This window comes from Psychrobacillus sp. Z16_25, assembly GCF_056856695.1.
In genome coordinates, this window is the sequence record NZ_JBXEOV010000006.1 from 131,937 (window position 1) to 156,716 (window position 24,780).

Sequence of the window (24,780 nt, forward strand, 5' to 3'; positions counted from 1 at the left end):
CATAACAAAAAAGATAGAAATCTTCTATAAGTAATTAGGATATTCTAGAAAATAAATACATTTACTCAGGGGGCATATAAATGGGATGGCAAATTAAGCAATTTAATCAGTTAGATCTACACGAATTATATAGCATCTTAAAATTACGGGTGGAAGTTTTTGTTGTAGAGCAGAACTGTCCCTATCCAGAAATAGACGATTATGATCAAGGAGCTATCCATTTAATGTATGTATCGGACAATCAAATAGAAGCTTACTGTAGAATCATTCCCGCTGGAGAAAAATATAGCTTTAGCTCTATTGGTAGAGTAATTGTGAAGGAGGAGGCAAGAGGGAAAGGTCTAGCTCGAGAATTAATGAATAGAGCCATTGAAGAAATAGAAAAACAGTGGGATGTTGAAACTATTCAAATTTGTGCACAAAGTCATTTGCAAAAATTTTACCGTTCTGTTGGCTTTAACACTATTTCAGATGAATTTGATGAGGACGGTATCCCACATGTTTATATGACGCGTGAGAGAGTCAAAAGTGTAGAGTAATATCATATTGGGTATAGATAATAGGAATATAATATAAATAAATGGAGGTTAGTGAAATGGGTAAAAGTAAATCATTATTGTTGGCTGGTCTTGCTGCTGGGGCATATGCATACCTCAGGAAAAAAGAAAACAGGGACAAAGCAATGGAAGCGTTTAATAGCACAAAAGAGAAAGTAAATTCTTATATGGAATCACAAAAACAAGGAAATAAATCAGGCGTAGATAATTCTTGGAATCCTGACTCAACAAATCATCAGGCTAATGAAAAGGTAAACGAAGGGGTCGTTCCAGATGTAAATGCCTATAATGACATTCAAGCGGATGAATATTTAATGAATGAAGAAGTAGTAAATGAATCAGCTTCGGAAAGTGATAAAAAAGTATCTGAGAATTAAGGAAGTTTTATCTCCTTTCTTACGCTTACTTGCTAGGAAGACTCCCAATGATTTCACTGAACGTGAAATCATTGGGAGTTTTTTACGTAAGAAAGATGCGATGTTTTAATGAGCAATATCTTGCCGCCCCAAAAGGACTATGACAGGACAGTCAGAACCATCAAGCACTTCCTGAGGGTGATAAAACGCCAAGTCTTATTTGATTTATTTGCATGAATGGTCGAAGAGGAAATTTCGTTAAAAAGTCATTGTTTGTATATTAGTAATAAATCAATTGTCTATTGTATATCGAAATAATTTAGCAATTTTTTATTAGCTTGAAGTTTGGTAGTAGTATATTTTGGGTATGAGAATTAAACGATTAGAAAAGGGGGTTCCGTAGTGAAGAAAGCAATGGTAATCTATAATCCTTCTTCTGGTAAGGAAGAAGCTCGTAAATACAAGGATAGAACATTAGAGGTTTTACAAAGCATTGGTTATACTACCGTAGAAAAAGAAACCCGTCAAAAGGACGATGCCACAGCATTTGCTGTCTCTGCGTGTAATGAACAGTACGACTTCCTAGTTGCTTTAGGAGGAGATGGCACGATAAGTGAAGTGATAAACGGTCTTGCTCAACAACCATATAGACCATTATTTACGTTCATCCCTCTAGGGACAGTTAATGACTTTGCTCGAGCTGTTGGAATCCCGTTGGAACCATCACTTGCTATTGAAGCTCTAAAAATGGACAATATAGAATATGTAGATATAGGTAAAATTGGAGATAAATACTTCATTAACGTAGTAGCAATCGGAGATATTGCTAGTAATGTCGCTGAAACGACGATTGAACAAAAAACAAAATACGGTTCTTTGGCATATTTAATGTCTGGGGCAAAGGCATTAATTAATCATGAAGAGGTAGAAATGGTCATTCACCATGATCAAGGTGTTTGGAGAGGAAAAACGATACTTGTTTTAGTAGCTTTAACTAATTCTGTAGGAGGATTTAAGAATTTGGTTAATTCTGCTAAAATAAATGATGGTAAGTTACACGTATTTGTTATTAAGCAATCTAGCATAGTATCGCTTGCTCGTCTGGGAGCAAAGTTGGTGCTTGGTAATCTTGGAGAAGATGAGGAAGTGGAGAGTTTTACAACGAAAAGCTTAAGGATAGAAGCGGACAGGGAGCTTTTTTGTAATGTAGATGGAGAACAGGGCTCTTGTACTCCATTTGACATAGAAGTTTATACAAAATATCTTAAAATGCTCATCCCTAAAGTAATAAAACATTAATATTTCTAGTTTTTTTCTAGAAAATGTTATAAAATGATTCTACATTCCTATGATTAAATGAATACGAAAGAACTAATTTAAATAGAATGGAAGATGAGGTTTTTATGAATAGCGCAGATAAAATTTTCTTAGATTACTTTACAAAAGCCTATGCCAAAGAGATGGGAATCACCAATAGAGTCGATGGTTTGGATAGATTTTTTGAACTAGAAAAAAAGTTGTTTCTAGATATGTATTCATTTGAGATAGAAAAAGCAAAAAAGGTTCTAAGAGAAATGATTGATTTAATGATTGCAATCAATCCCAAACAAATGATTCACAACGTAAAGAATTATTATGTTCAATTATCTGCTATCATGGCAAGAAAACTCTACGAGAGTCAGGTGCCAGTAGACAAGGTACTATCTTTTAATAGTGCAAGTGTAGAAATTATCGAAAATAAAATGAGTGATGCACAGTTTCTTCAATGTGCGGATGAGCTAGTAGAGTTTTTTGTTACTGTCATTACAGAAAGGAAAAAGCCTTCCTTTGGGCACCAGACGGTAAACAAAGTCATCATCTTTATTAATGATGAAATTGAAACAAACTTAACGGTAGAAGACATTGCTAAGCAATTTAATATTAGTACTAGTCACCTTTCTCGTATTTTTAGAGAGCATACAGGAGTGACATTAGTAGAATACTTAAATATACGTAAAGTAGAAGAGTGTCAGTATTTCTTGCGACACACTAATAAACCGATATCAGACATTTCCAATTCGTTTCATTTCTGTAATCAGAGTTATTTCACAAGAATCTTCAAAAAGTATACTGGCTTAACGCCGAAACAATTTAGAGATCATCATGAGCATCCAACTTTCAAATATAGTTTCCCGAAAGAGCCGCAAGTACAAGAAGACTGAGTAATATTTGATAAATAGCTTGATAGAGGGTATACTCGTTATAGTTTGAAAAATGAAGGTGAATTGATTGAAAAAGAAAATTAGCTTATTGTCTATTCTAGTCTTCGCTACCCTAGTACTAAGTGGTTGCTCTGGAGTAGAAAACAAAGAAGGAACTTTCTACAATATTTTTGTTCGTCCCTTTGAGTTTCTAATTGAGTTTTTTGGTGATATCTTTAATGGAAGCTATGGATTGGCTATTATAGCAATTACTATTCTAATCCGTTTAATCCTTATGCCTTTAATGCTAAAGAATTATAAAACACAGCAAGGCATGAAAGTGAAAATGGACAAGTTAAAGCCAGAGATGAATGAAATCCAAAAGAAATTAAAAGCTGCTAAGACGAAAGAAGAACAAATGGCCTTACAGCAAGAGATGATGGCGCTCTATCGAAAGCATGATGTCAATCCATTGAATATGGGTTGCTTACCTTTGCTGATTCAAATGCCCGTTATCATGGGATTGTATTTTGCAATTCTCTATTCAGCAGATATTAAAACACATGAGTTCCTTTGGTTTAACTTAGGTTCTCCAGATGTAATCATGACCCTTATTGCAGGTGCAGTTTACTTCGTGCAAGCAAAAGTATCGTTATGGACAGTGCCAGAGGAACAGAAGCAACAAATGAAACTCATGGTCTATATTTCTCCAATTATGATAATGTTCATTTCCTTTAGCTCCATGGCCGCTTTACCGCTATATTGGGCAGTGGGTGGTATATTACTAATATTCCAAACATATTTAGGAAGAAAGTTCTACTCTAATCACCCTGAAAAAGCAGAAGAATCTGTATCATAATAAGAAACGGGGCTCCGGTAGCCTCGTTTTTTATTTGCAGCATAAAAAAGATTTCTTGCTGTAAATCAAAGGACTTTATGAAAAGCCACAAAAAAGGCGGGCCAACTAAAGGGGAATAGGACACTACTTTCCTATTGAAAATAAAATTGATTTTTCCTAATGAGGTGGAAGGAATGAAGAATAAAAATTTACTGTTTGGCATATTGATTGGTATTTCGGGTATTGGGACTCTTTACTTCACTATAAAAGGAAATTTGAATATTGCCATTGTATTTATGACTGCAATTTTTGCTTTGAGCAATACATACCGAGCGATTAGCTTTAAAGAAAAAGGTTTTGAAAGAGAAGCGAAGTGGATGAAGAACATGGCTGTTTTATTCGCTGTTTTATTTCTAATCGTATTAGGAATTAGTATCTTTTAATTCTAAGAAAGAAGACTACCTCGTGGTCAGCTTCGAGCTGCATCCAAAAGAGGTAGTCTTTTTTTAGTAGTTATATATTTTTCTTGTGGTAAAAATAATCAGGATGGCCGGGATTGTACATGCTACCATTCCTAAAAATGCAAGTCTTGGTTCTATGTCATATAAGTAACCACCAACGAAAGTTAGAGCTGCGCTACTTAAACTCATAGATAAAGCTGCATAAATACCTTGAGCGGCTGGAATATAGCGTTTTTCTAGTTTGTGTGAGATGTACTGTATAAATGCATAATGGGCGATTCCGAAGGTGACGGCATGTAAGGTCTGTAATAAGATGAAGACCCATACGGACGGAAACAAATAAATGAATAACCAACGAATAGTAGCACCAATCCCTGCTATGAGAAACATAGAAGAAACTTTTGCTTTGGAGAAAAATCTGTCTGCCATTAAAAAGAAAACAATCTCTAGTACTATCGCCACATTTAAAATCATTCCTATGTATAAGCTATCCACACCAATATCCTGCAGATAAATAAAAGCGTAATTGTTATAAGAAGCGTGTGATCCTTGCAAAAGGACGGTTAAAAGTAAAATCACGATAAACTGCTTAGAAGTAAATAATCCTTTTAGCACGTCCTTGTCTCTCTTGGTAGTTACATTTGGCTTCTCTGTGAGAACGCTGGGTGTCGGCTTAGAAAAGCTGAACATAATGATGGCGAGGGCACAAAGCATGGTCCATAAAATGGCTTCTTCTCCCCATATTTCTGTAGCAAATCCCATAAACAGTACAGCCACCATAAATCCTGCAGAGCCAAAGGAACGACTTTTTCCATAATGGATTTTGTCCCTTTGCATTAAAAGGGAGGCGCTACTTTCCATTGCAGGTAACAGGTTTGGATAAATTAAGCTAAACAATATTGTTATAATCAATAATGCGGTGAAATCACTAAATGGAACGTAGAACATGACGGATAGAAAGGATAGCAATGCAGTTATCCTTAAAACTAGTTGAACGCTAAATCTATTAGTGGCACTTGGGAAAAGCACAAAGGTAGAAAACGCTCTTGCTACCATGCCTGCACTCATTATAATACTAGCTGAGGTAACACTTAAACCTTTGACATTAGTTAAGTATCCAGTCCAATAAGGCATAAAAATACCCCAAGTAAAAAAGAATGCAAAAAAATTAACGGATAACCATTTCTGAGATTTCATGCTGGTTCACTCTTCCTATTGATTCATTCATTCCATTATAATAGATTTTGATATGAATAGGGGATTAGTTAAATAAAAAATGTTAAACTAGTACTATCGTATATTTTAGAAAGAAGGATTTTACCATGCAATCAAGATTCAATTCCTTACATGGGAAAAAGAAAAAGAAATGGCCAAAAATACTATTTGGTTCTCTGGCAGGAATACTAGTTTCTATTGTTGTAGTTTGGATTGCAATCCATGATTGGGATATAAATAGGAGTATAAATGCATTGGAAATTCAGTTGAACCAGGGGGATATATTGGAAGAGGTTATAGAGCATGAAAATCAGGAAGAAACTCCTGAGCTAGAAGAAGAACCAAAGGAACAAGATATAAACAAGGACACGCCCATTGTAGAAAAGCCGGTGGAGGAAGAAATAGATCTGTCAGGCTCAAAGGGCTACGAGGGTAATGAAGAATTACCAAAAGAACCTACTTATGTAGAAGGCATCATTATCGCAAGTAAGAAATATCCGCTTCCAGCTGATTATGCTCCCGGTGAGAGTAAAGAAGCAAGAGAAGCCTTCCAAGCGATGGCTGCCGAAGCGAAGCTAGCTGGCTTTGAGCTTGTAGCCTTTAGTACGTATCGTTCCTTTGATTATCAAACACAGCTTTACGAACGGTATGTGAATAATGATGGTCAGGAGGCAGCTGATCGTTATAGTGCACGACCAGGATACTCTGAACACCAAACAGGCCTAGCTTTTGATATAGGGGAGCAGCATTTTGAACAGCATTTTGCTCGGGAAAGCTTTGGAACTACAGAGGCAGGTAAATGGGTGGCAAGTCATGCTCATAAATATGGCTTTATCATGCGTTATCCCCAGGGGAAAGAGAAAATAACAGGGTATATGTATGAACCTTGGCATTTCCGTTATGTAGGGACAGAGTATGCAACGAAGATTTATGAGTTAAATACAACTTTAGAAGAGTATTTTGACTTGTAAGAAATCTAATCCTAGCAGTTGAACCGAAAGATACTGATCCATGCAATTACATGAAAAAAGGGAAAAGCACCTGCGATTTTACAATCGTAGGTGCTTTTTATCTTTCTCCTAGAAATGGTAGACCTTTATAAAATGGGAGATAGCAACCGAGAAATAGACTCCTTAAATTTGATGTTTAACGTTCTTTGTTCATATAGTTCCAACGTAAACTCGGTAGATTTTTTTATATCCTCTTCAAACGTTAGAGCCAATTGGTGGGAAGTTTCACGATCATAAATAAAGGCATTCACTTCAAAATTTAACTTAAAGCTTCTAATGTCAATATTAGCAGTTCCAACCGTTGAAGCTTCGTCGTCAATAACAATCATTTTTGTGTGAAGGAAGCCATTTTGATAGATATAAACCTTTGCGCCAGCCTTCATTAATTCACCCACATAGGAATAAGTTGCCCAGTAGACAAACATATGGTCTGGTTTGTTTGGTATCATGATTCGCACATCAATCCCGGAAAGACATGCAATTCTAAGGGTATCCATAAAGCTTGCATCCGGAATAAAATAAGGAGTTTGGATATAGATATACTTTTTTGCCATCATAATTAGCTTTAAATAACCATTTTTAATTTGTTCCCATTCGCTGTCAGGACCACTAGAAACAATTTGAAGTCCGACTGATCCCTTCGTGGGAATTGCTGGGAAGTACACATCAGAGTATTCAATATCATGATTAACAGATGCTTGGTTCCAATCTAATATAAATCGTGTTTGCAGTGGATGGACAGAGCTTCCCTCAATTCGAAGATGAGTGTCTCTCCAATATCCGAATTTTTTCTTTAATCCTAAATATTCATCTCCCACATTAAATCCGCCAATATAACCGATACGTCCGTCTATAACGACAATCTTACGGTGATTTCTATAATTCATTCGTGGGTTAATAAGAGGGAAAATAGAAGGGAAGAATGCTTCTACCTCGCCACCGAGTTTAAGTATCTCTTTAAATTGTCTTTTTCGAAGGAATCTAGAGCCAGCATCATCATATAAAATTCTCACCTTTACTCCCTGCTTAGCCTTTGCAACTAAAGCTTGATAAATCTCTTTTCCTAAATTGTCTAAGCGGAGAATATAGTATTGAATATGTATATGGTTTTTTGCATTTTCGATATCCTGTAGTAGTGCATCAAATTTCTTTCGACCATCAACAAAGATATCCACTTTGTTGTCTTGAGTAAATACAGCTTGATTATTATGTAGATGCATAATAATTAGTTCCTTGTAGTTACTTGCATCATCTAAGCGAAAATCGAAGGAACTGTCTTCAATTGCCTCCATTTGAAAATCAATTAACTTGTCGATTCCAATTTGGTTTTTCCCTTCCCATCTAAATAGCGTTTTTCTTCGGAGCTTTCTACCGAATAGTAAGTATATTCCGAAACCAAGGATTGGGATAAAAAATAAGATTAGTATCCAAGCCCAAGTAGACGATGGATCGCGACGTTCTAAAAAAATTAGTGCTATCGCCAAAAATATATTTAAGATTAAAACTCCCGTAACTACCACTGTATAAATACTGTAAGCCATACACTAACCCCCACACCATTCTAACCTTCCTCTAGTATATATGATTTACCCAAAAGAAAGAAGAAAACAATCATATATGTAAGAGGTAAAAGGATATATTTAAAAAAACATGGAATATTTGATATTTTACTAGTTATAATGAATCTAAATAATGTAAGGGGATGTTCGTGTGCTGCAAGCAATAGATATACATAAAAATTATAGGAAAAAAGAAGCGGTGAAAGGGGTTAATTTAGAACTGCATCCTGGAGAATCAGTTGGCCTTGTTGGACCAAATGGAGCTGGTAAATCGACAACTATCTCCATCCTTACTTCTCTTATTCCTCCTACCTCTGGAGTGGTTAAGTGGAATGGTACTTCTATAGAGAAAAATCTACGCAGTTTTCGGAGACAGCTTGGAATAGTTCCACAAGAGATTGCGTTATATCCCGAGCTTTCCGCAAAGGAAAACCTATCATTTTTTGGCAGAGTATATGGTTTAAAAGGGGAAGAGTTGTCCGATAGAATAACGAGTATCTTAGCGAAGATAGGTTTAACGGATAGACAAAACGATCTCGTGAAAACATATTCTGGTGGGATGAAAAGGCGCTTAAATATTGGTATAGCCCTATTACATAAACCTTCCATTCTAATAATGGATGAACCGACCGTAGGAATTGACCCTCAATCTCGAGCGCACATTTTAGATACTGTAAAAGAGCTAGTAGAGGATGGGATGACATTGTTATACACGAGTCATTATATGGAGGAAGTAGAGCTCCTGTGTGACAGAATTTATATTATGAATCAAGGTGAACTAATTGCTGAGGGAACGAAGGAAGAATTGAAAAATCTTATTTCTGAGAATCAAACGATTGAACTTAAGGGAAGTTTTACAGAGAGCTTTATATCTAGATTAAAAGAAGCATTTCCAAATGCAGTATTTAGACACGGTGAAAAAGTCATGCATATTTCTATGGACAAACATATGACACCGCTCAAATCAATTTTTGACATAGCAGCATTAACAGGAGCACAAGTAGTATCCGTCTCTGTACAAATCCCAACCCTTGAGGATGTATTTTTACATTTAACTGGACGGGAATTAAGAGACTAGGAGGAACGGATATGCTAATAGCCTTGATAAAAAAGCAGTTTAAGCTGCTTCTTCGTGATAGAATGCCTCTAATAATCCTATTAGTCATGCCGTTAGTTTTGATTACTATACTATCCTTTGCATTAGCCGGAATCATGGGTGGTGAGGAGGTAAGTAGGCATGCCAAAATAGCTATATTAGACGAAACGAGCTGGGAACAAGAAAAGGACACGATTCAAGAATTTTTAAATGAAGTTGGAGCGGGATTAGCTATTGAACAGTTCGAGCAGGGAGACCCCATTTTTACGTTAAAGAATCAAATTCTAGCTAGTGATGAAATAGAATCTTATGTGTCGATAGAAGATAGACATCCAAAGGAATTAAAAGAGCTGCGTGAAAAGGAGGTATATGATGCAATCGTTTATATACCTAAGGATTTTCGACTAGCTTATATAAAGTCTGCTTTTTATAATGATCAGCATACTCCAGAGGTAAAACTCTATCTTAATCAGTCCAATGAAATTGGTGCCTACATGGCGCAGGTAATTCTAGAGGAATGGGAAAATGGTTATACTAACTCCTTGGCGCTAGCAAGGGCAGGTTTAAATCCAGATCAAATCTTAGCTCGTGCCCAAGTTGTAGAAGAAGTAATTCCGCCAGTAAAAGATGGAGAAAGAAATATTCCGGCTTCTGTTTATTATACGATTGGTATGTTAGTGATGTTTGCGTTGTATGTTCCTTCCTTTTTAGCTGGATTTTCTTATCGTGAAGTTTATTGGCAGGTATACAATCGCTTATTATTAGGGAATGTTTCCCCCGTTATGTATGCGATATCAATCTTTGTTGCGGGTGTTTGTGTAAGTGTCGTCCAACAGCTTTTGCTTTTATTTTTTGGGAAGTTTGTGTTGGGTGTCGAATGGATTGGATGGGGGCAAATGCTTTTAGTAGTCCTTCTATTTAGTTTATTTGTAGGAAGTCTCAGTGCTTTTTTATCCATCGCCCAGTTGCGTACGCAAAAGGAAGGGATTGCAAACGTTTTTACAGGCGTAATTGTCTCTTTGCTTGCTTTCCTAGGTGGGTCTTTTATCGACATAAAATCATTTTCTGAATCCTTGGATTCTATTGGCTCCTATACCCCTAATGGTTCGGCTATGAAAATGATCTTAGCTATTCAAAAATCACAGGATTTAGTGGATGTTTATCCTTACGCAATCAGCTTAGGGATTTGGCTTCTTGTCATTCTTTTAGCGTCTATTGTCATATTTCCTAAAAGGGGAGTGCCAGTATGAGAGGAATTTGGATAGCTAGGCTCCTAAATTTAAAAAGAAGACCGATGGTATTTCTTGTAACTACAGGAATGACGATTCTATTGGCATTTCTCTTAAGCTCTACAATTGGTGGAAATCCTACTGTTTATGTTACTTCAGACGATTCTCCAATTAGTAGAGAGGTTATTAACAAGCTGAAAGACGATGAGGAAATAAAAGTTCAAACAGTTTCTACGGAAGAGGCAAAAGATAATACGGATGAAGAAACGATCATTATCGCAATTCATGATACGAATTTTTCCATCCTGAGTGGGAGCAGAACACAATATGCTCAGCAGATAGCTATTACTATAAGAGGAATGTATAGCGAGGTTCTTTTTAAACATCGAGTAATAGAAAATAGTGGCGAGGAAAAGTGGAGTCAGGTAGAAGAAAATATCAGAGAGAGGGAAGCGTTTGAAATATCAAAGGAAGCAATGAACGAGAAACAAATCTTTCGATATGATTCCTCCTTACAAACATTATTTGGTTATATGCTGTTTTTTGTTTTTTACACAGTCTCTACAAATGTTCAGTTTATTTTAGAGGATAAATTATCAGGTATATGGAACAGGCTAAAGCTTACTTCTTTAAAAAGATCAAAGCTTTATCTGGCACATCTTTCTTTTAGCTTTATGCTAGGTTTCTGTCAGCTGCTTTTAGTGATACTATTATTCCGCTATGTTGTCGGTACAAATATGTATGGAGGTTTAGGGAAAGTAATTGTTATCGCGGCTTTGTATGTATTATTCGTTATAGCGATTTCAACTCTCATAATCGCTTTGGTAAAAAATTTAAGCCAAGCAGGAGTGGTTACTTCCTTACTGGCTGTTGCTTTTGCTATGCTGGGCGGAGCTTTTTGGCCACTAGAAATAGTGGATTCGAATCTATTGCTTGGCTTGAAGTGGATTTCTCCTGTTTATTATGGAATGGAATCATTAAAAAGAGTTACCATATATGGGGAAACCCTAGAGGGTGTTACAACGTACCTATTAATAATGATTATTTTCACAATTATCCTTTTAATAGTTGGAATTTATCTGCTAGAAAGAAGAGTAAACAGAGGTCATTCTAGCGAATAGGTGGGAGAAGATAAAATGTACTGGTGTAAGATTGCAAGAACAGAAGAAGAATTTGAAGCAATAGCTAAGTTAAACTATGAGACTTTTGTAGAAGAGATCCCCCAGCACGAGCCAAATCCGGATGGTAAAAGAGTAGATTCATACCATCATGAAAATGTATATGTAATTGTGCTAAAGGACAAAGAACTAGCTGGAATGGTTGCTTTTCGAGCAAAGCGACCTTTCTCGTTAGATAAAAAAATTGGCCCTGTGGAGGAGCATTTACCAGAAGACGCCCTCCAAGGTCAATTATGTGAGGTACGATTGTTGGCAGTCGATAAAAAACATCGCAATGGTCGTGTGTTTTATTATTTAGCTCGTGCTTTGGCAGACTATGCATATGAAAATGGGTACGGAGCGGCAGTAGTATCCGGAACCGTACGAGAACAGAAGCTGTATAATCAATTGGGATTTGAACCATTTGCGGAGCCGGTAGGGACGGAGGAAGCTAAATTTGTACCGATGGTTTTAACGAAGCAAAGGTTTGAAAATTCTGTAGCTGCTCGTTTTAAACAAAAACGATACTCATTTTATCCAGGGCCAGTTGAACTTTCGGAAGCCGTACAGAAGACATTAATGGAGAAACCTGTTTCCCATCGCTCACATGATTTTGCTGTACAGCTTGAACGTGTTAAAAAAGAGCTTTGTAACTTAAGTCATACAAAATTTGCTCATCTATTAGTTGGAAGTGGCACGCTTGCAAATGAAGCCATGATAGCACAATTGAAGGTATTAGATGAGGACGGTCTTGTACTGACGAATGGGGCGTTTGGAGAGAGGCTTGAGAAACAGGCAATGAGATGGGATCTTGCTTTTGATACTCTTAGCTGGCAATGGGGACAGACCTTTGACGTGGTAGCCATTGAGGAAAGGCTAAAGACAGGGAACTATAGCTGGCTCTTAATGACTCATGGAGAAACCTCTACTGGAATGCTAAACTCGTTAGAACAGATAGCAGACTTATGCAAAAAGTATAATGTGTTGTTATGTGTGGATTGTATAAGCTCCTTTGGTTCCTATCCTTTTTCTTTAGAGAATGTTTATTTGGCAACAGCTGTTAGTGGGAAGGCGATTGGTTCAATTAGCGGGCTCTCATTTGTGTTTTCTAATAATCCCATTGTAGCTTGCGAGAGGATTCCTGCTTATTTGGATATTGGCTTACAATTAAATGGACAGATTCCCTTTTCCATACCATCTCAATTATTACATAGTCTAGAAAAAGCGCTCTATGCATACGAAAATGGAGAAAGATATAGAGTCTTGGAGAGTAGGCTCAAGTTGATAGAAAAAGAAGTTGAACGGCTTCAACTAAGACTGTTTACTAAATTGAGCTATCCAATGATTTTTACATTCACAGACAATAACCTTCCATATCTAGCAGAGGATGCTAGAATGTCTGGCTTTGATTTACATCACCGCAGTGAATACTTGATGAAAAGAGGGCTAATCCAGATATCTTATATCCAGCCAGAATTTGAGGAGGATTGGAGAAAGTTTGCTGCTTGGTTAGAAAATTATAAGGAATATCATCAAGTCGAGGGATAAAATTATAGAAGAGCTTTGGGGGTACGAACGTACTAACTCCAAAGCTCTTTTGATTTTGAGGTTTGATCCTCTTTATGGGTAAGAAAGGAAAAACCCTTTAATTCTCGATTAAGTTTTGATAAATATCATTGATAAACCTTTTATAAGGCGTTTCAGGCATTTCAGCTATATTTTTTACAGCTTTCTCGGCATACTTAATTGCTTCCTTATGGTTGCCAAGGGCCTGATGGCTTGCTGCAAGATAAGCATCCTTGCAATACAAGATAGATAAATCAATAGGATGGTGTAGAACCTCTGGAATGACTAGGCTTTCTAATGTTTTGATAGCCTCATTAAATTCGCCCAAACCGAATAAAATACTTCCACGCTCTATTAAAAAGAACGGCGCATACATGCTGTTCTCTCCTACCAGTTTACCCTCCACTTCTTGTAACAGATTGAATGCCTTGTCATATTCTTTTTTATAAAAACTTAAGGTATGAATAGTAGAGAAGGAAACAAAGAAATGCGCTTCCTGGGTCTCAGTAAATATGGAATAGGCCTTTAGCTTTTTTAAATAAGAGTTAGTTTGCTCATCGTTCTGAAACATCATAGAGTATGCAGCTGCTAACCGATAAAGGTCATCTAATCGATAAAAGATTTGATTCTCTTTAGAATACAGGATTGCTTCGTCCATTACTTCAATCGCTTTATTATAGTTCCCAAGTGCAAAGTAAAGCGTTGCTTCGACGTATTTATAGTCTAGTCTAGATAGATGGTCTATCCAAATGCCTGTGGCTTCTAATTTTTTGTTCTCTTCCAGCAGCATATCCAACGCTTTGTCATATTGATGGTTTGTAAAATACTGGTCAACTTTAATCAAGCCAAGCTTTGCTCTGGGATTAGTTAAATTTAATTTTTCGTACATTTCGGCAGCTTTGGCCCAGAATTCTTCCCAGTTTGTCTTTTTCTCAAAATACAAGCATCTACTGTAAATATCCAATAGGCGTGCCGCTTCGTATCCAGAATGGAGTTTGGTTAGATAGGGGTTGATTAATTCGATCACTTGAATGCACTCATCTTTCAAATCATCATAAGGTGTATTTAAAAGAAGCTCGGCTTTCTCTAAGACTTTACGCAGCTCCTCTGGACTTACTTCCTCTAAAAGCTCTGAAACATTTACGTCTAACTGCTTTGCTATATAGTTTAAGCTTTCCATTGAAGGGTTTGCTTTATTATTTTCAATAAGGCTTAGCATGCCTTTTGTTAATTCGGTTCCTGCTAACGCATCAAGGGTCATTTTTTTTTGCTTTCGAATTGTTCGAATTCTTTCTCCTAAAGTAGGCATCCTACTCACCTCTTTCTTAATGGTTTAATTATATTAAACTTATGGTTGAAATGGAAGTATTTATATGTTATTCTTTGTTTAATGAAATTAAACTTTCAAAAAAGGGGAATAAAATATGGAGGAATCAGTAAAATTAAAAAAAGCCACATATCATTTGTGGACGTTCATGACAAGCAAGCTTATTTCTAGTTTTGGTGCTCAGGTGTATGCATTTGCAATAAGTTTTTATATTTTACAGTTAACAGGGTCAGCAACGAGCTTTGCAGCTAACTTGATCTGTAGTATTCTACCAAGAACGATCGTAGCTCCATTTGCAGGCTATGCCGCAGACAAGTATTCAAGAAAAGGGATTGTTATTACAGCGCAAATCGTCACATCCTTGGCACTTGCTGGTTTATTAATTGTCAGTTACACATCCGGATTATCGCTAATAGCTATCTATACAACAACTGTTATTCTATCTTTGGCCTCTACGTTCTCTGGGGTAACCTTCAGTTCTTCCATCACTGGTCTAATTGATTCCGAAAGAATTCAAAAGGCCATGGCTCTAAATCAGATTTCGATTTCCTTTGCCGCTATCGGAAGTCCAGCAGTAGGTGGTATCTTATACGGCACGGTATCTATGGAAACATTTCTAGCGATATACCTTACTGCTTCTATCATAGCGGTAACCTTAGAATCAACGATGAATTTTAAGCTTTTTGCTGTAAGGAAGGAAATAGTAGAAGGTGTTGAGAAGGAATCCATGTTCCAAAGCATGAAAGCAGGGTTCCTCTATTTAATGAAGCACCGTGTCCTAAAGGTGGTAATTGTGATTTCCTTACTTATTAACTTTTTGTTTGGAGCTTTTCAGGTTGGGTATTCCTTTGTTTTAATAGAAAAATTAAAAATGAATTCAGTGCACTTTGGTTATACAGAAGGGGCATTCGCTGTGGGAATGCTGTTACTATCCATTTACTTCTCTAGTAGAAAGGAAGTAAAGAATCCTTTGTTACTATCCAAGTGGTGTATCGTGATTCTAGGCTTCATGATTGCGGCAGTAGGATTACCGCTGATGATTGATATGACTTATTATGTAATGGTTGGGTACTATCTTCTTCTCATGTTTTCCTTTGGTGCTTCTATGATAATTACGAACACACCTATTCAAGTTCTGATGCAAAAATCAATAGAAGATGATTTCAAGGGACGCGTATTTTCAATTTTAGAAACTGGAGCAATGGCTTTAATGCCATTAGGTATGGTTCTTTTCGGATATTTATATGATGTAGTAGCACCTCAAATTATCCTGTTAGTTTCTGGTGGATTGCTTGTTTTGACAATCTTGGTACTAGCTAGACCTTCTGTTATTAGAGAGGCAACAGGGGAACAAACTGTACAAACTATTACACCGCAATTAGAAAACTAAAAAATGCCAGGGAGCTTTTAGCGAGGGCACTGAATAACTGTAGTCTTTTTATAATCGATTCATATCTTGAAAAATAAAGACCCTTTTGTTCATTTTGAACAGAAAGGGTCTTATTTCTATATCTTTTTCTTACTCCTTTCACATAGACGCTTCAATATTCGTTTTTAGTTCAACGAGTACAAAGGAAAAGTCGACTAGCTCGTTGATTTGGCAAAGCACATTATCCTTAGGTATGATTCAATCGTATAAAGCCAGATAAGGGCTCAAATTTAGCGTTTCTTGTTTGGAAATCATGGTCGCACCACCTTTTAAGAATACACTTATTATACAAGGGATCCGTGAGGGTATATTGGATGATGGGAAACCTATTATCAAGAGGGAAAAGAGTTGATAGGAATGGAGGCTGCGACTTCTGCGGGAACAGCAAATGCTATTTGCGACGAAAGCGTAGCGACAGGAGCACCGAGCGTAAGCACCCGGACTGAGCGGAGCGAGGGAGAAGGCTGGAGCCGTGCCCGCGAAAAGCGTCCGCCACAATGGAAATCAACGATTTAAAAAGCGAGTATGTGAAAGATTCTCCCCCACATACTCGCTTCAAATATTAATGACTTTTCAGTCCCCTCGCTTTTAGCTCCTTGGCATTTCCTGTAACCGTTTAGAGGATCCTCGAAATAAATAAATGAAACAAATGGATATCAAAGCGATCACTCCGGAGATAGCATATAGATTGTCTGGCTCTTTTGTAAATATCCATGTAAATAATAATGGTCCAATAATTCTTCCTAAGTTGTCCATTGAGTATGTCATCCCAGCTGCGGAACCATAGCGTCCTCCTGATTCCTTGGAGGTTAAAGACACAATAGTGGTTCTAGCTAGTGCATTTCCAGCTGTAAAGACACAAAGTGAAAGGCCAGCCCAAAATAAGTTAGTCGTAAAAAGAGTCAAGAATAACCCGATTGCTGTAACTACTTGTGCAAAAAGAAGCCAGGTGGTTTCTGTGCCGTTCTTAATTTTTCTAACTACTCCTCCTTGGATGGCAGCATCTACAAAACCACTAAACATAAATAGGTAACCTATTTGAAGGGGAGATATATCCACTTTGTCAATTTGAAATAGTTGAAAGGTCCCTTCCAAGCCAGCAAGAAGAAATGTTGTAACAAAGGAAAACAAGAATAGATATCTCACTCGGTATGACCAGAGAGATAAAGCTCCTTTTGGAAGTATCGCCCTTTTGTTTGCTTCTCCTGTACGTATAGGTTCCTTCAGTATAATGTATGCATAAATGAAGATCACTAATAATAGAATGGCAGAGGCAGTAAACGGAAGTGTCAGGCTATAATGCCCTAACACTCCTCCGATGGCAGGACCAAATATAAACCCAAGCCCAATCGACATCCCCAAAAACCCCATATACTTTGTCCGATTGTCCTCATCTGAAACGTCTGCGACAAACCCTGTTACCGCAGTATATAATGCACCAGAGAATAAGCCGCCTATTACTCTGGAAAGGTAAAGTATCCATAAGGAGTCAAAAAATAACGAAAATAACCAAAAGCTAGTACTAAACCCAATCAACCCAATAAGTATTAATGTTTTTCTTCCAATTCGATCGGATAGCATACCCCATAACGGCGCAGTGAAGAAAGAGGCTAGTGCATATACCGTTAGCAGCCCACCAACGTGGATTTCCTGATATCCCTCTTGTAAGATTACCTCTGGAAGAACTGGAATAATTACACCAAATCCCAAATAGACAAGAAATTGAATGGACATTAACGTGAATAACATTTTTTTCATCAACCAAACCCTGCTTTCTCTGCCTGTACTTCTTAACTAGTATAGCATTAGGAGGACTGGGAGGTTGACAGAAAATAATGCTCATGAGGTTTAAGTGTTGTTAGGTTCGGATATACTTTTCATAGCACTAGAAACTTCCTGGACGTGTGGAAAAGGGAAGGCTAAATCTCCAATGGATAAGAAGCCTACTAACCGACCTTCGTCTGTGACAGGTAATCGCCTAATTTGGTGCTTTGCCATTAAGGCGGCGGCAGCCATAGTAGTGTCGAGAGGAGAGATGGAAATGACATTTTTGGTCATGATATCCTCTACCTTGCATTTGACATCCTTTGGTACAGCGCGAGTCACAATATCTCGATCTGTTACTATTCCTATTATTTTTTGCTTACTCACTATAGGGATACAGCCGATGTCCAATGCCCTCATTTGATCAGCTACTTCACTTACGTAGTCTGAAGGGTTACATGTTACCACTTCTTTGCTCATAACATCTTGCACAATCATGACGATCACTCCTTTAGGGGTTAGAGTGGTTTACAAGCCCGTAAAATATGTAATACAAATGAAAGGTTAAGACATAGAAAATAGTGGTATGATAAAGTGGAGAAAAATTAGATAAATAACAACTTTTTATAAATAAATGATAATGGAAGGGACTGAGGTTGATTGGCAAAAGAAGTGGATTTAAGTAAAATTGTAAGTAATTTATCCAAGCTAGGAGTTACCGTTACAATCACCAAATCAAGACTTGATATGCTAAAAGCTTTAACCTCTCCGGCACAGACTCCTCATGTGCAAGGGTAAAAAGAGGGTGGCTTGAAACCTCGTGTAAAAACGAAATTTCGAGCTACCCTCTTTTTTAATGAGTAAATATTAATCAATCTCATCCTTCGCAAACATATAGGTTTTATGGTGAAATTTCATACTAAACACTAGACCTATTGCTAACATATTCCCCATTAGAGAACTTCCTCCGTAGCTGATAAAAGGTAATGGTATCCCAGTGATTGGTAATAACTGAATAGTCATCCCGATGTTTTCAAAAACGTGGAAAGTAATCATGGCTATAATACCGGCGCAAACATAAGTGCTGTAAGGATCCTTCAGCTGAAGAGTTATTTTGGTCAGATGATAAATTAACAAGAAAAACAAGCTTATGACGATGCTGGCTCCAACAAATCCATATTCTTCTCCTATTACTGCAAAGATGAAGTCAGTGTGATTTTCTGGTACATAAACAACGCGCTCTCCATAGCCCTTCCCAAAAATTTCTCCAGAGCCAATAGCATTTAAAGAAGTAATTAAATGCATCCCTTCATCTGATGCGTATGAATAAGGATCCAGCCAAGAGTAGATTCTGGCAAACTGATAAGGGCTAAAGCCAAGCTTTTCCTGTAAGAAATCTTGCATGTTAAGTGCCATCCAAAGTAGAGAGGCTCCAATTGCAATACCACCTATAAATATCGGAAGAATGATTTTCCAAGTAACCCCTGCTACGATAACCAATGCAACAGTTATCGCTAAGAATACTAATGCAGTTCCTAAATCAGGCTGAAGTAATATAAAAGTTAAAGGCACTAATAGGGTGATTGCGATTTTTCCTAAAAGAATAAAATCACTTTTAACGGTTTTTATTAAATAAAGCTCATTATGCTTTGTGATAAGCCTAGCCATACCTAAAATATAAAAGGTCTTCATAAATTCAGCCGGCTGTATACTTCCGATTGAAGGCAAATGGAACCAGCTTTTAGCGCCATTTTTCGGTTCTACTAGGCTTAGACTGTCTGGAAGAATGAACAAAACAACTAAAAGAAACAAACCAATTCCGTAAAAAATCCATGCCATTTTCTTATATTGCTCAGGCTCAAAGAACATTACGATCCCAACAATCACTGCTCCTACTCCATACCAAAACAACTGCTTGTACACAAAGTTGGTTGCGCCATACTGACCTGAAGTTTGAGCTGAGGATATTGCTAGCAAGCTAATGATAAGAAACAACAATATGATAAAAGCAAGCGTCCAATCAAAGCGATCGGAGAAGCCTTTTTTGTTTTCCATAATAGAGTCACCCAAATTTCTATCAGAATTTCTAAAGGTGCAATAAGCACTTCACCTATTATAGCTTATCTGCACATTTTTTGCTTTAGTGTAATATGGACGACATTTCAAAATCAAATGTTTCCTTTGTTAAAAATTATGTTAATATAAAACAGATGAAGGAGTGAAGATGGTGGCTAAGAAAGAGAGAGAGATAGATGAGTATGTCACTCATTTATACGTGCATATTAACGAACTGGTACATTTTACATTGTTTAGTGGAATGACGGTGCAACATTTTCTAAGGTCCACGAACTTATCATCTTTACTATTACTAAAGCATAGCTACGAAGACGCTTCGTTTAATATTCATACTCAATTTGACTTTATTATTCAAAGTCAGTTCTCTCATTTCCTTAAAGAAATCGCAGAAAATCCAAGTGCTCTATGTTTTGTTGACTTTACAGATGAACGTAGCCTAAATAAACTCTCTCCTGAAGAGCAGGCAGAGTTATTATATATATCGCATAAAAAAGAAGCGTATAAGACACCATTTTACCGTCACTTACAGAATAGATACGTGTATTTGACTGATAACAACCAGGATATTACTAAAATCTATTTCCGAGATATGAAGGATTTTTATGAGTTGATTGGTAGCTTCTTTAATCAGCACATTCAAGAAAGTGCGAAATCTACTTCTTTTTGGCGAAAGAAAACGAATAGGGTACTCCCAGAGCTTTCAACGGAAAGAATATTGGAATTAGCAGATTCCTTTGAGGATGGTGCACTACTGTCACTATATAAAGTAAACAAAACGAAATACGAGCTTGAAATTAGAAGCCTACCGGATAATATTTTCCCAGATGAAGTGTTTGAGGACATACAACATCTATTGAAGAGACCGGCAGATATGTTAATAGAAGTATGAATAGAACGCTTTTGCCCAATTGTTGAGCAAAGGCGTTTTATTCAATTACATAGGAGGAATTAGATGGCTTGGATACAATTAATTGCTGCTGGATTGACCGAAATAATATGGGCTATTGGGCTTAAAGAATCTTATGGGTTTAGTAAGCTCGTTCCTTCTTTGATTACCGTCCTCTTCTTAGTGATCAGCTTTTTGTTATTTGCAAGAGCTGTGAAGTCGATTCCCATTGGCACTGCATATGCTATCTTTACAGGTATAGGAGCAGCAGGGACTGCGATTGTAGGTATTTTCTTTTTCCAAGAGCCAGCAAGTATCGGAAAAATTCTTTTCTTAATTCTCCTCTTAACTGGGATTGTTGGACTTAAGCTGGCAGAAGGAGAGGGGGAAGCTGCATAATGTATTGGGTAGTGTTGGTCTTCGCTGGATTATTTGAAGTGGGCTTTGTTTTATGTATGAAGCTATCTGAAGGATTTAAGAAGAAAGTGTATACTCTATTAATGATTGTTTCTGCTGCTTTAAGCTTCTTTTTGTTGTCGTATGCATTGAAGGGAATTCCAGTTGGAACTGGCTATGCGGTATGGACCGGAATAGGAGCAGCTGGTAGTGTGTTAATGGGCATGTACCTATTTAAAGAACAGAAAAGTCGCAGGAAAATTTTCTTTTTAACATGTATTATTCTGGGCGTAGTGGGCCTAAAATTATTTGATTGATTAATTCAATTGATCAGTGGTTACGTGATAAACTATAACTAACCTGAAGGTGGAGGTATTCAATGATGAAGTTAAAAATAGGTTTACTATACGGCGGGAAATCAGCTGAACATAATGTGTCTTTACTGACAGCACGAGCTGTTTCTCAAGCGATTGATTTTAATAAATTTGAGGTCTTTCCTATCTTCATTACCAAAGATGGAGAGTGGAGAAAGGGAACGGCACTGACTGGGCCAGTAGATACGGTGGAAAAACTGCAGTTTGGTGAAGAGAATGGGAAAGCGAATGACATTTCTAGCTTTCTTCCGTCAGTCAATTTATCCGAACGAGTGTCTGAAGCAGGAGCTTCTAGCTTAGATGTAATTTTTCCTTTATTACATGGACCAAATGGGGAAGATGGAACCGTTCAAGGCTTGTTAGAAGTCTTAAACCTCCCATATGTAGGGAATGGTGTGTTAGCTTCTGCAGCTGGTATGGATAAGGTTGTGATGAAGCAATTATTTACCCAAGCAGGATTAAAGCAAGTGCCATATGTTTATTTCATCCGCAGCGAGTGGGAAAGTAATCGTAAGGAGTTATTGAAAAAGATTGAATCAGAGCTTAAATGGCCACTTTTCGTAAAACCGGCAAATTTAGGATCCAGTGTTGGTATTACAAAAGCGAATAATGTCGAGGATTTGATTTCTGCAATTGATCTTGCTTTTAAATATGACCGCAAGATTCTTATAGAGCAAGGAGTAGTTGCGAGAGAGATTGAGATGAGTGTGTTAGGGAATGATCATCCAAGATGCTCTGTTGCAGGAGAGGTTCTCCCAACGAAAGACTTCTATGATTATTCTGCAAAGTATATTGACGGTACTACAAACTACGCAATCCCGGCAAACGTTTCACCAAAGCTTTTAAGCAAGCTTCAGGATGCTGCTATACGTGCGTTTAAAATTCTAGATTGCTCTGGTCTAGTACGTGCAGATTTCTTTGTTACGGATACAGAGGAAGTGCTTATTAACGAAGTAAACACCATGCCTGGGTTTACCCCAATCAGCATGTATCCAAAGCTTTGGATGGCATCAGGATTATCATACAGCGAGCTGATTGAAGAACTAATACGATTGGCTATGGAGAGATATGAAGAAAAACAACGACTTGAGCATACTCAGGATGGAGAGTGAGTAGTTTGAAAAAGACATTGCTAGAAATCGCAAGCTGGTTAGGACTCTCTCAGGAAATCTCATCGAACCCTGTAGTAACTGGAGTTTCCATAAATACTAGAACTTTAGAGCCTGGTGACCTATTTATTCCTTTTCGTGGAGAAAAGGTAAATGGTCATGCTTTTGTGCAGAATGCGTTTGAAAAGGGAGCGGTGGCAGCTCTTTGGATGGTAGATGAACCTAACCCACCAAAAGATGTTCCGTTATTATTTGTAGAATCACCCGAAAAGGCGCTTCAGCAAATGGCCGCTGCTTACAGAGAAGAATTATCTACGGTTTTTATTGGTATTACGGGTTCTAACGGCAAAACCTCTACGAAGGATTTAGTCGCAGGTTTGCTTTCACCATATTATCGTGTAAAGAAAACAATCGGGAATTTTAATAATGAGTTAGGTCTACCCCTAACAATTCTTTCTTTGGACGAAGATACGGAATTTGCGGTATTAGAAATGGGCATGAGTTCCTTTGGGGAAATAGAGTTTCTTTCTAACATGGCAAAGCCAACCTATACGGTGATCACAAATATTGGAGAAGCTCATATGCAGGACCTAGGCTCACGTGAAGGGATTGCAAAGGCAAAGTTTGAGATTATCTCTGGTTTACAAGAGGATGGCATGCTCATGTATGATGGAGATGAGCCACTGTTAAGGCCTTTGGTTGATAGTGTACCAACTCTTTCAACAAAGGCATTTGGTAACATGTCAGATAATGACCTGTGGATAGAATGGGTGGAATTTACAGAGAGTGGTAGTAAGTTCTCTGTAAAAGGAGATATAGAAGAAGAAATGTTCATCCCAATCTTAGGGGAGCACCAGGTGAAAAACACACTTGCAGCCCTTTTAATTGGAAAAGAGATTGGACTTTCTGCGGAACAAATGAAAACCGCTCTACAAGGAGTGGTGCTAACCGATATGCGTATGCAGCTGGTCCATGCGAAAAATGGAACGGTGTTTATTAATGATGCCTATAATGCTGCTCCAACCTCCATGAAGGCTGCGATTAAGTTTATAGAGAAATCGACTCTTAAAAAGGAAAAATGGCTTGTGTTAGGAGATATGTTAGAGCTTGGTGAACAGGAGAAAGAATTTCATGAAGAGATAGGTCTGGAAATCTCCCCCGAAAGTTTCCGAGGGGTCTGTCTTTTCGGACCGAGAATGATTTGGCTCTATGAAAAATTAAAAGATAAGTTTTCAGCCGACCAAATCATTTGGACGGAAGGTAGCTATAATGAAATTGTTTCTTTCCTACAAAATAGAATGGACGCTGAATCCATTGTTTTAGTAAAAGGTTCACGGGGTATGCAATTAGAAAAGATAATGGATCCTTTTTTAAAGTAGTGATTGAAGGGATTGGGGACGGATGAAAACAGGAGTGCTTTGTATACATGGCTTTACGGGTGGACCTTATGAGGTGCAGCCGTTTGTTGAATATATGCAAGCGAACACTGATTGGAAGATCGTAGTCCCCACGCTTCCTGGACATGGAGAGACACTAGAGCTTAAAAAGCTGACAGCGGAAACATGGATGATGGAAGCGGAGATTGCAATTCGACGTTTACAAAAAGAGGTAGATCGAATATTCATAGTTGGCTTCTCGATGGGAGGGATTATTGCTATTTATCTTTCTCTACGTTACCCTGTCGAGAAGCTGCTTTTATTGAGTGCTGCTGCTAAGTATATTAGTCCTGCACAACTTCTACAGGATATTGGGGAAGTAGCAAAGGAAGCTATAACAGGTTCTTTGGAAGATAATCCGCTCTACCAGATTTATGGAAAGAAGCTAAAAGAAACGCCTTTACACGCTGCTTTTGAATTTGTGCGCTTAGTAAAAATGGTGGAACCATATTATCATCAGGTAAAAATCCCGGTATGCCTAGTACAAGGGAAGCGTGATGGCATTGTACCATATAAAACCGCACCCTTTTTATATGAGCATTTATCCACAACGAATAAAAAAATAATCTTCTCTGAGATGGGAAAACATCATATTTGTTATAGCGATGATTGCCAGGATTGGTTCCAGGAGGCACTAGGCTTTCTTAGGGAAATGGCGGTTCCAAAAAATAATGAGATTAATAAGAATAAAGGCTAATTCATTGCCACATCATATACATGCATGATATACTACGTTTTAGCAATGGATACATTTTGTAT

Annotated in this window: 25 protein-coding genes; 19 read left to right on the forward strand and 6 right to left on the reverse strand. The window is 37.5% G+C overall.

Annotation, left to right across the window (positions count from 1 at the left end):
* Positions 1 to 80: 80 nt before the first annotated feature.
* The 6 genes from AC1VU3_RS08765 to AC1VU3_RS08790 all read left to right on the forward strand — a co-directional run bounded on the left by AC1VU3_RS08765 (position 81) and on the right by AC1VU3_RS08790 (position 4,374).
* Positions 81 to 539, forward strand: a complete 459-nt coding sequence (locus tag AC1VU3_RS08765; protein ID WP_480389404.1) for a GNAT family N-acetyltransferase — start codon at positions 81 to 83, stop codon at positions 537 to 539.
* 56 nt (positions 540 to 595) lie between these two features.
* Entirely contained in the window at positions 596 to 934 is a 339-nt protein-coding gene (locus AC1VU3_RS08770; protein WP_480389405.1) for a hypothetical protein, read from the forward strand.
* Positions 935 to 1,315: 381 nt separating this feature from the next.
* The gene (locus AC1VU3_RS08775; protein WP_480389406.1) at positions 1,316 to 2,212 is read left to right on the forward strand and encodes a diacylglycerol/lipid kinase family protein; all 897 of its coding nucleotides are present in this window, start codon (positions 1,316 to 1,318) and stop codon (positions 2,210 to 2,212) included.
* Positions 2,213 to 2,316: 104 nt separating this feature from the next.
* Entirely contained in the window at positions 2,317 to 3,114 is a 798-nt protein-coding gene (locus AC1VU3_RS08780) for an AraC family transcriptional regulator (RefSeq protein WP_480389407.1), read from the forward strand.
* A gap of 67 nt (positions 3,115 to 3,181) precedes the next feature.
* Positions 3,182 to 3,952, forward strand: coding sequence for a membrane protein insertase YidC (gene yidC / locus AC1VU3_RS08785; protein ID WP_480389408.1), 771 nt, complete (start codon positions 3,182 to 3,184; stop codon positions 3,950 to 3,952).
* A gap of 173 nt (positions 3,953 to 4,125) precedes the next feature.
* Positions 4,126 to 4,374, forward strand: coding sequence for a hypothetical protein (locus AC1VU3_RS08790; RefSeq protein WP_480389409.1), 249 nt, complete (start codon positions 4,126 to 4,128; stop codon positions 4,372 to 4,374).
* Positions 4,375 to 4,437: 63 nt separating this feature from the next.
* Here AC1VU3_RS08790 and AC1VU3_RS08795 read toward each other — a convergent pair whose 3' ends face one another.
* Complete coding sequence (locus AC1VU3_RS08795; protein WP_480389410.1) at positions 4,438 to 5,589, reverse strand: MFS transporter; 1,152 nt, start codon at positions 5,587 to 5,589, stop codon at positions 4,438 to 4,440.
* Positions 5,590 to 5,714: 125 nt separating this feature from the next.
* Here AC1VU3_RS08795 and AC1VU3_RS08800 point away from each other — a divergent pair, with 125 nt between their 5' ends.
* Positions 5,715 to 6,578: a M15 family metallopeptidase gene (locus AC1VU3_RS08800; RefSeq protein ID WP_480389411.1), complete on the forward strand. Its 864-nt coding sequence runs from the start codon at positions 5,715 to 5,717 to the stop codon at positions 6,576 to 6,578.
* A 125-nt stretch (positions 6,579 to 6,703) separates the two neighbouring features.
* Here the strand turns inward: AC1VU3_RS08800 and cls are convergent, their stop codons facing one another.
* Positions 6,704 to 8,158 carry a cardiolipin synthase gene (gene cls / locus AC1VU3_RS08805; RefSeq protein WP_480389412.1) on the reverse strand — a complete coding sequence of 485 codons (1,455 nt, stop codon included), beginning with the start codon at positions 8,156 to 8,158 and terminating at the stop codon, positions 6,704 to 6,706.
* Between the two features lie 169 nt (positions 8,159 to 8,327).
* On the opposite strand from cls, the gene AC1VU3_RS08810 reads away from it, so the two are divergent.
* Genes AC1VU3_RS08810 through AC1VU3_RS08825 form a run of 4 tightly spaced genes read left to right on the forward strand, consistent with a single transcriptional unit; the run spans position 8,328 to position 13,206 of the window.
* Positions 8,328 to 9,254, forward strand: coding sequence for an ABC transporter ATP-binding protein (locus AC1VU3_RS08810; protein ID WP_480389413.1), 927 nt, complete (start codon positions 8,328 to 8,330; stop codon positions 9,252 to 9,254).
* Positions 9,255 to 9,265: 11 nt separating this feature from the next.
* Positions 9,266 to 10,522, forward strand: coding sequence for an ABC transporter permease (locus AC1VU3_RS08815; RefSeq protein WP_482983304.1), 1,257 nt, complete (start codon positions 9,266 to 9,268; stop codon positions 10,520 to 10,522).
* A complete protein-coding gene (locus AC1VU3_RS08820) occupies positions 10,519 to 11,622 on the forward strand; it encodes an ABC transporter permease (protein ID WP_480389415.1) in 1,104 nt (367 codons plus the stop codon). The genes AC1VU3_RS08815 and AC1VU3_RS08820 overlap by 4 nt, the downstream gene beginning before the upstream one ends.
* Before the next feature lie 15 nt (positions 11,623 to 11,637).
* Positions 11,638 to 13,206: an aminotransferase class V-fold PLP-dependent enzyme gene (locus AC1VU3_RS08825; RefSeq protein ID WP_480389416.1), complete on the forward strand. Its 1,569-nt coding sequence runs from the start codon at positions 11,638 to 11,640 to the stop codon at positions 13,204 to 13,206.
* A 97-nt stretch (positions 13,207 to 13,303) separates the two neighbouring features.
* On the opposite strand, the gene AC1VU3_RS08830 is transcribed toward AC1VU3_RS08825, so the two are convergent.
* Positions 13,304 to 14,533 carry a helix-turn-helix domain-containing protein gene (locus tag AC1VU3_RS08830; protein WP_482983305.1) on the reverse strand — a complete coding sequence of 410 codons (1,230 nt, stop codon included), beginning with the start codon at positions 14,531 to 14,533 and terminating at the stop codon, positions 13,304 to 13,306.
* A 115-nt stretch (positions 14,534 to 14,648) separates the two neighbouring features.
* Here AC1VU3_RS08830 and AC1VU3_RS08835 point away from each other — a divergent pair, with 115 nt between their 5' ends.
* Positions 14,649 to 15,941 (forward strand): MFS transporter, encoded by a 1,293-nt coding sequence (locus tag AC1VU3_RS08835; protein WP_482983306.1) that lies wholly within the window; start codon positions 14,649 to 14,651, stop codon positions 15,939 to 15,941.
* A gap of 627 nt (positions 15,942 to 16,568) precedes the next feature.
* Here the strand turns inward: AC1VU3_RS08835 and AC1VU3_RS08840 are convergent.
* Both AC1VU3_RS08840 and AC1VU3_RS08845 read right to left on the reverse strand, forming a co-directional pair.
* Positions 16,569 to 17,738 carry an MFS transporter gene (locus AC1VU3_RS08840; protein ID WP_482983307.1) on the reverse strand — a complete coding sequence of 390 codons (1,170 nt, stop codon included), beginning with the start codon at positions 17,736 to 17,738 and terminating at the stop codon, positions 16,569 to 16,571.
* A gap of 90 nt (positions 17,739 to 17,828) precedes the next feature.
* On the reverse strand, positions 17,829 to 18,242 hold the full coding sequence (locus tag AC1VU3_RS08845) for a CBS domain-containing protein (protein ID WP_480389420.1): 414 nt from the start codon (positions 18,240 to 18,242) through the stop codon (positions 17,829 to 17,831).
* Positions 18,243 to 18,404: 162 nt separating this feature from the next.
* Here AC1VU3_RS08845 and AC1VU3_RS08850 point away from each other — a divergent pair, with 162 nt between their 5' ends.
* Positions 18,405 to 18,542 (forward strand): Lmo0850 family protein, encoded by a 138-nt coding sequence (locus AC1VU3_RS08850; protein WP_480389421.1) that lies wholly within the window; start codon positions 18,405 to 18,407, stop codon positions 18,540 to 18,542.
* A gap of 69 nt (positions 18,543 to 18,611) precedes the next feature.
* Here the strand turns inward: AC1VU3_RS08850 and AC1VU3_RS08855 are convergent, their stop codons facing one another.
* Positions 18,612 to 19,799 carry an FtsW/RodA/SpoVE family cell cycle protein gene (locus tag AC1VU3_RS08855; RefSeq protein WP_480389422.1) on the reverse strand — a complete coding sequence of 396 codons (1,188 nt, stop codon included), beginning with the start codon at positions 19,797 to 19,799 and terminating at the stop codon, positions 18,612 to 18,614.
* A gap of 172 nt (positions 19,800 to 19,971) precedes the next feature.
* Between AC1VU3_RS08855 and AC1VU3_RS08860 the strand changes: the two genes are divergently transcribed.
* The 6 genes from AC1VU3_RS08860 (at position 19,972) to AC1VU3_RS08885 (ending at position 24,718) form a co-directional block, all read left to right on the forward strand.
* A complete protein-coding gene (locus AC1VU3_RS08860; RefSeq protein ID WP_480389423.1) occupies positions 19,972 to 20,709 on the forward strand; it encodes a hypothetical protein in 738 nt (245 codons plus the stop codon).
* 63 nt (positions 20,710 to 20,772) lie between these two features.
* Positions 20,773 to 21,105, forward strand: a complete 333-nt coding sequence (locus AC1VU3_RS08865) for a DMT family transporter (RefSeq protein ID WP_480389424.1) — start codon at positions 20,773 to 20,775, stop codon at positions 21,103 to 21,105.
* Positions 21,105 to 21,419, forward strand: coding sequence for a DMT family transporter (locus AC1VU3_RS08870; protein ID WP_480389425.1), 315 nt, complete (start codon positions 21,105 to 21,107; stop codon positions 21,417 to 21,419). Before AC1VU3_RS08865 ends, AC1VU3_RS08870 begins: the two co-directional genes overlap by 1 nt.
* A gap of 65 nt (positions 21,420 to 21,484) precedes the next feature.
* Complete coding sequence (locus AC1VU3_RS08875) at positions 21,485 to 22,588, forward strand: D-alanine--D-alanine ligase (protein ID WP_480389452.1); 1,104 nt, start codon at positions 21,485 to 21,487, stop codon at positions 22,586 to 22,588.
* A 5-nt stretch (positions 22,589 to 22,593) separates the two neighbouring features.
* Positions 22,594 to 23,964, forward strand: a complete 1,371-nt coding sequence (locus AC1VU3_RS08880) for a UDP-N-acetylmuramoyl-tripeptide--D-alanyl-D-alanine ligase (RefSeq protein ID WP_482983308.1) — start codon at positions 22,594 to 22,596, stop codon at positions 23,962 to 23,964.
* A gap of 22 nt (positions 23,965 to 23,986) precedes the next feature.
* Positions 23,987 to 24,718 (forward strand): alpha/beta hydrolase, encoded by a 732-nt coding sequence (locus AC1VU3_RS08885; RefSeq protein ID WP_480389427.1) that lies wholly within the window; start codon positions 23,987 to 23,989, stop codon positions 24,716 to 24,718.
* Positions 24,719 to 24,780 lie beyond the last annotated feature (62 nt).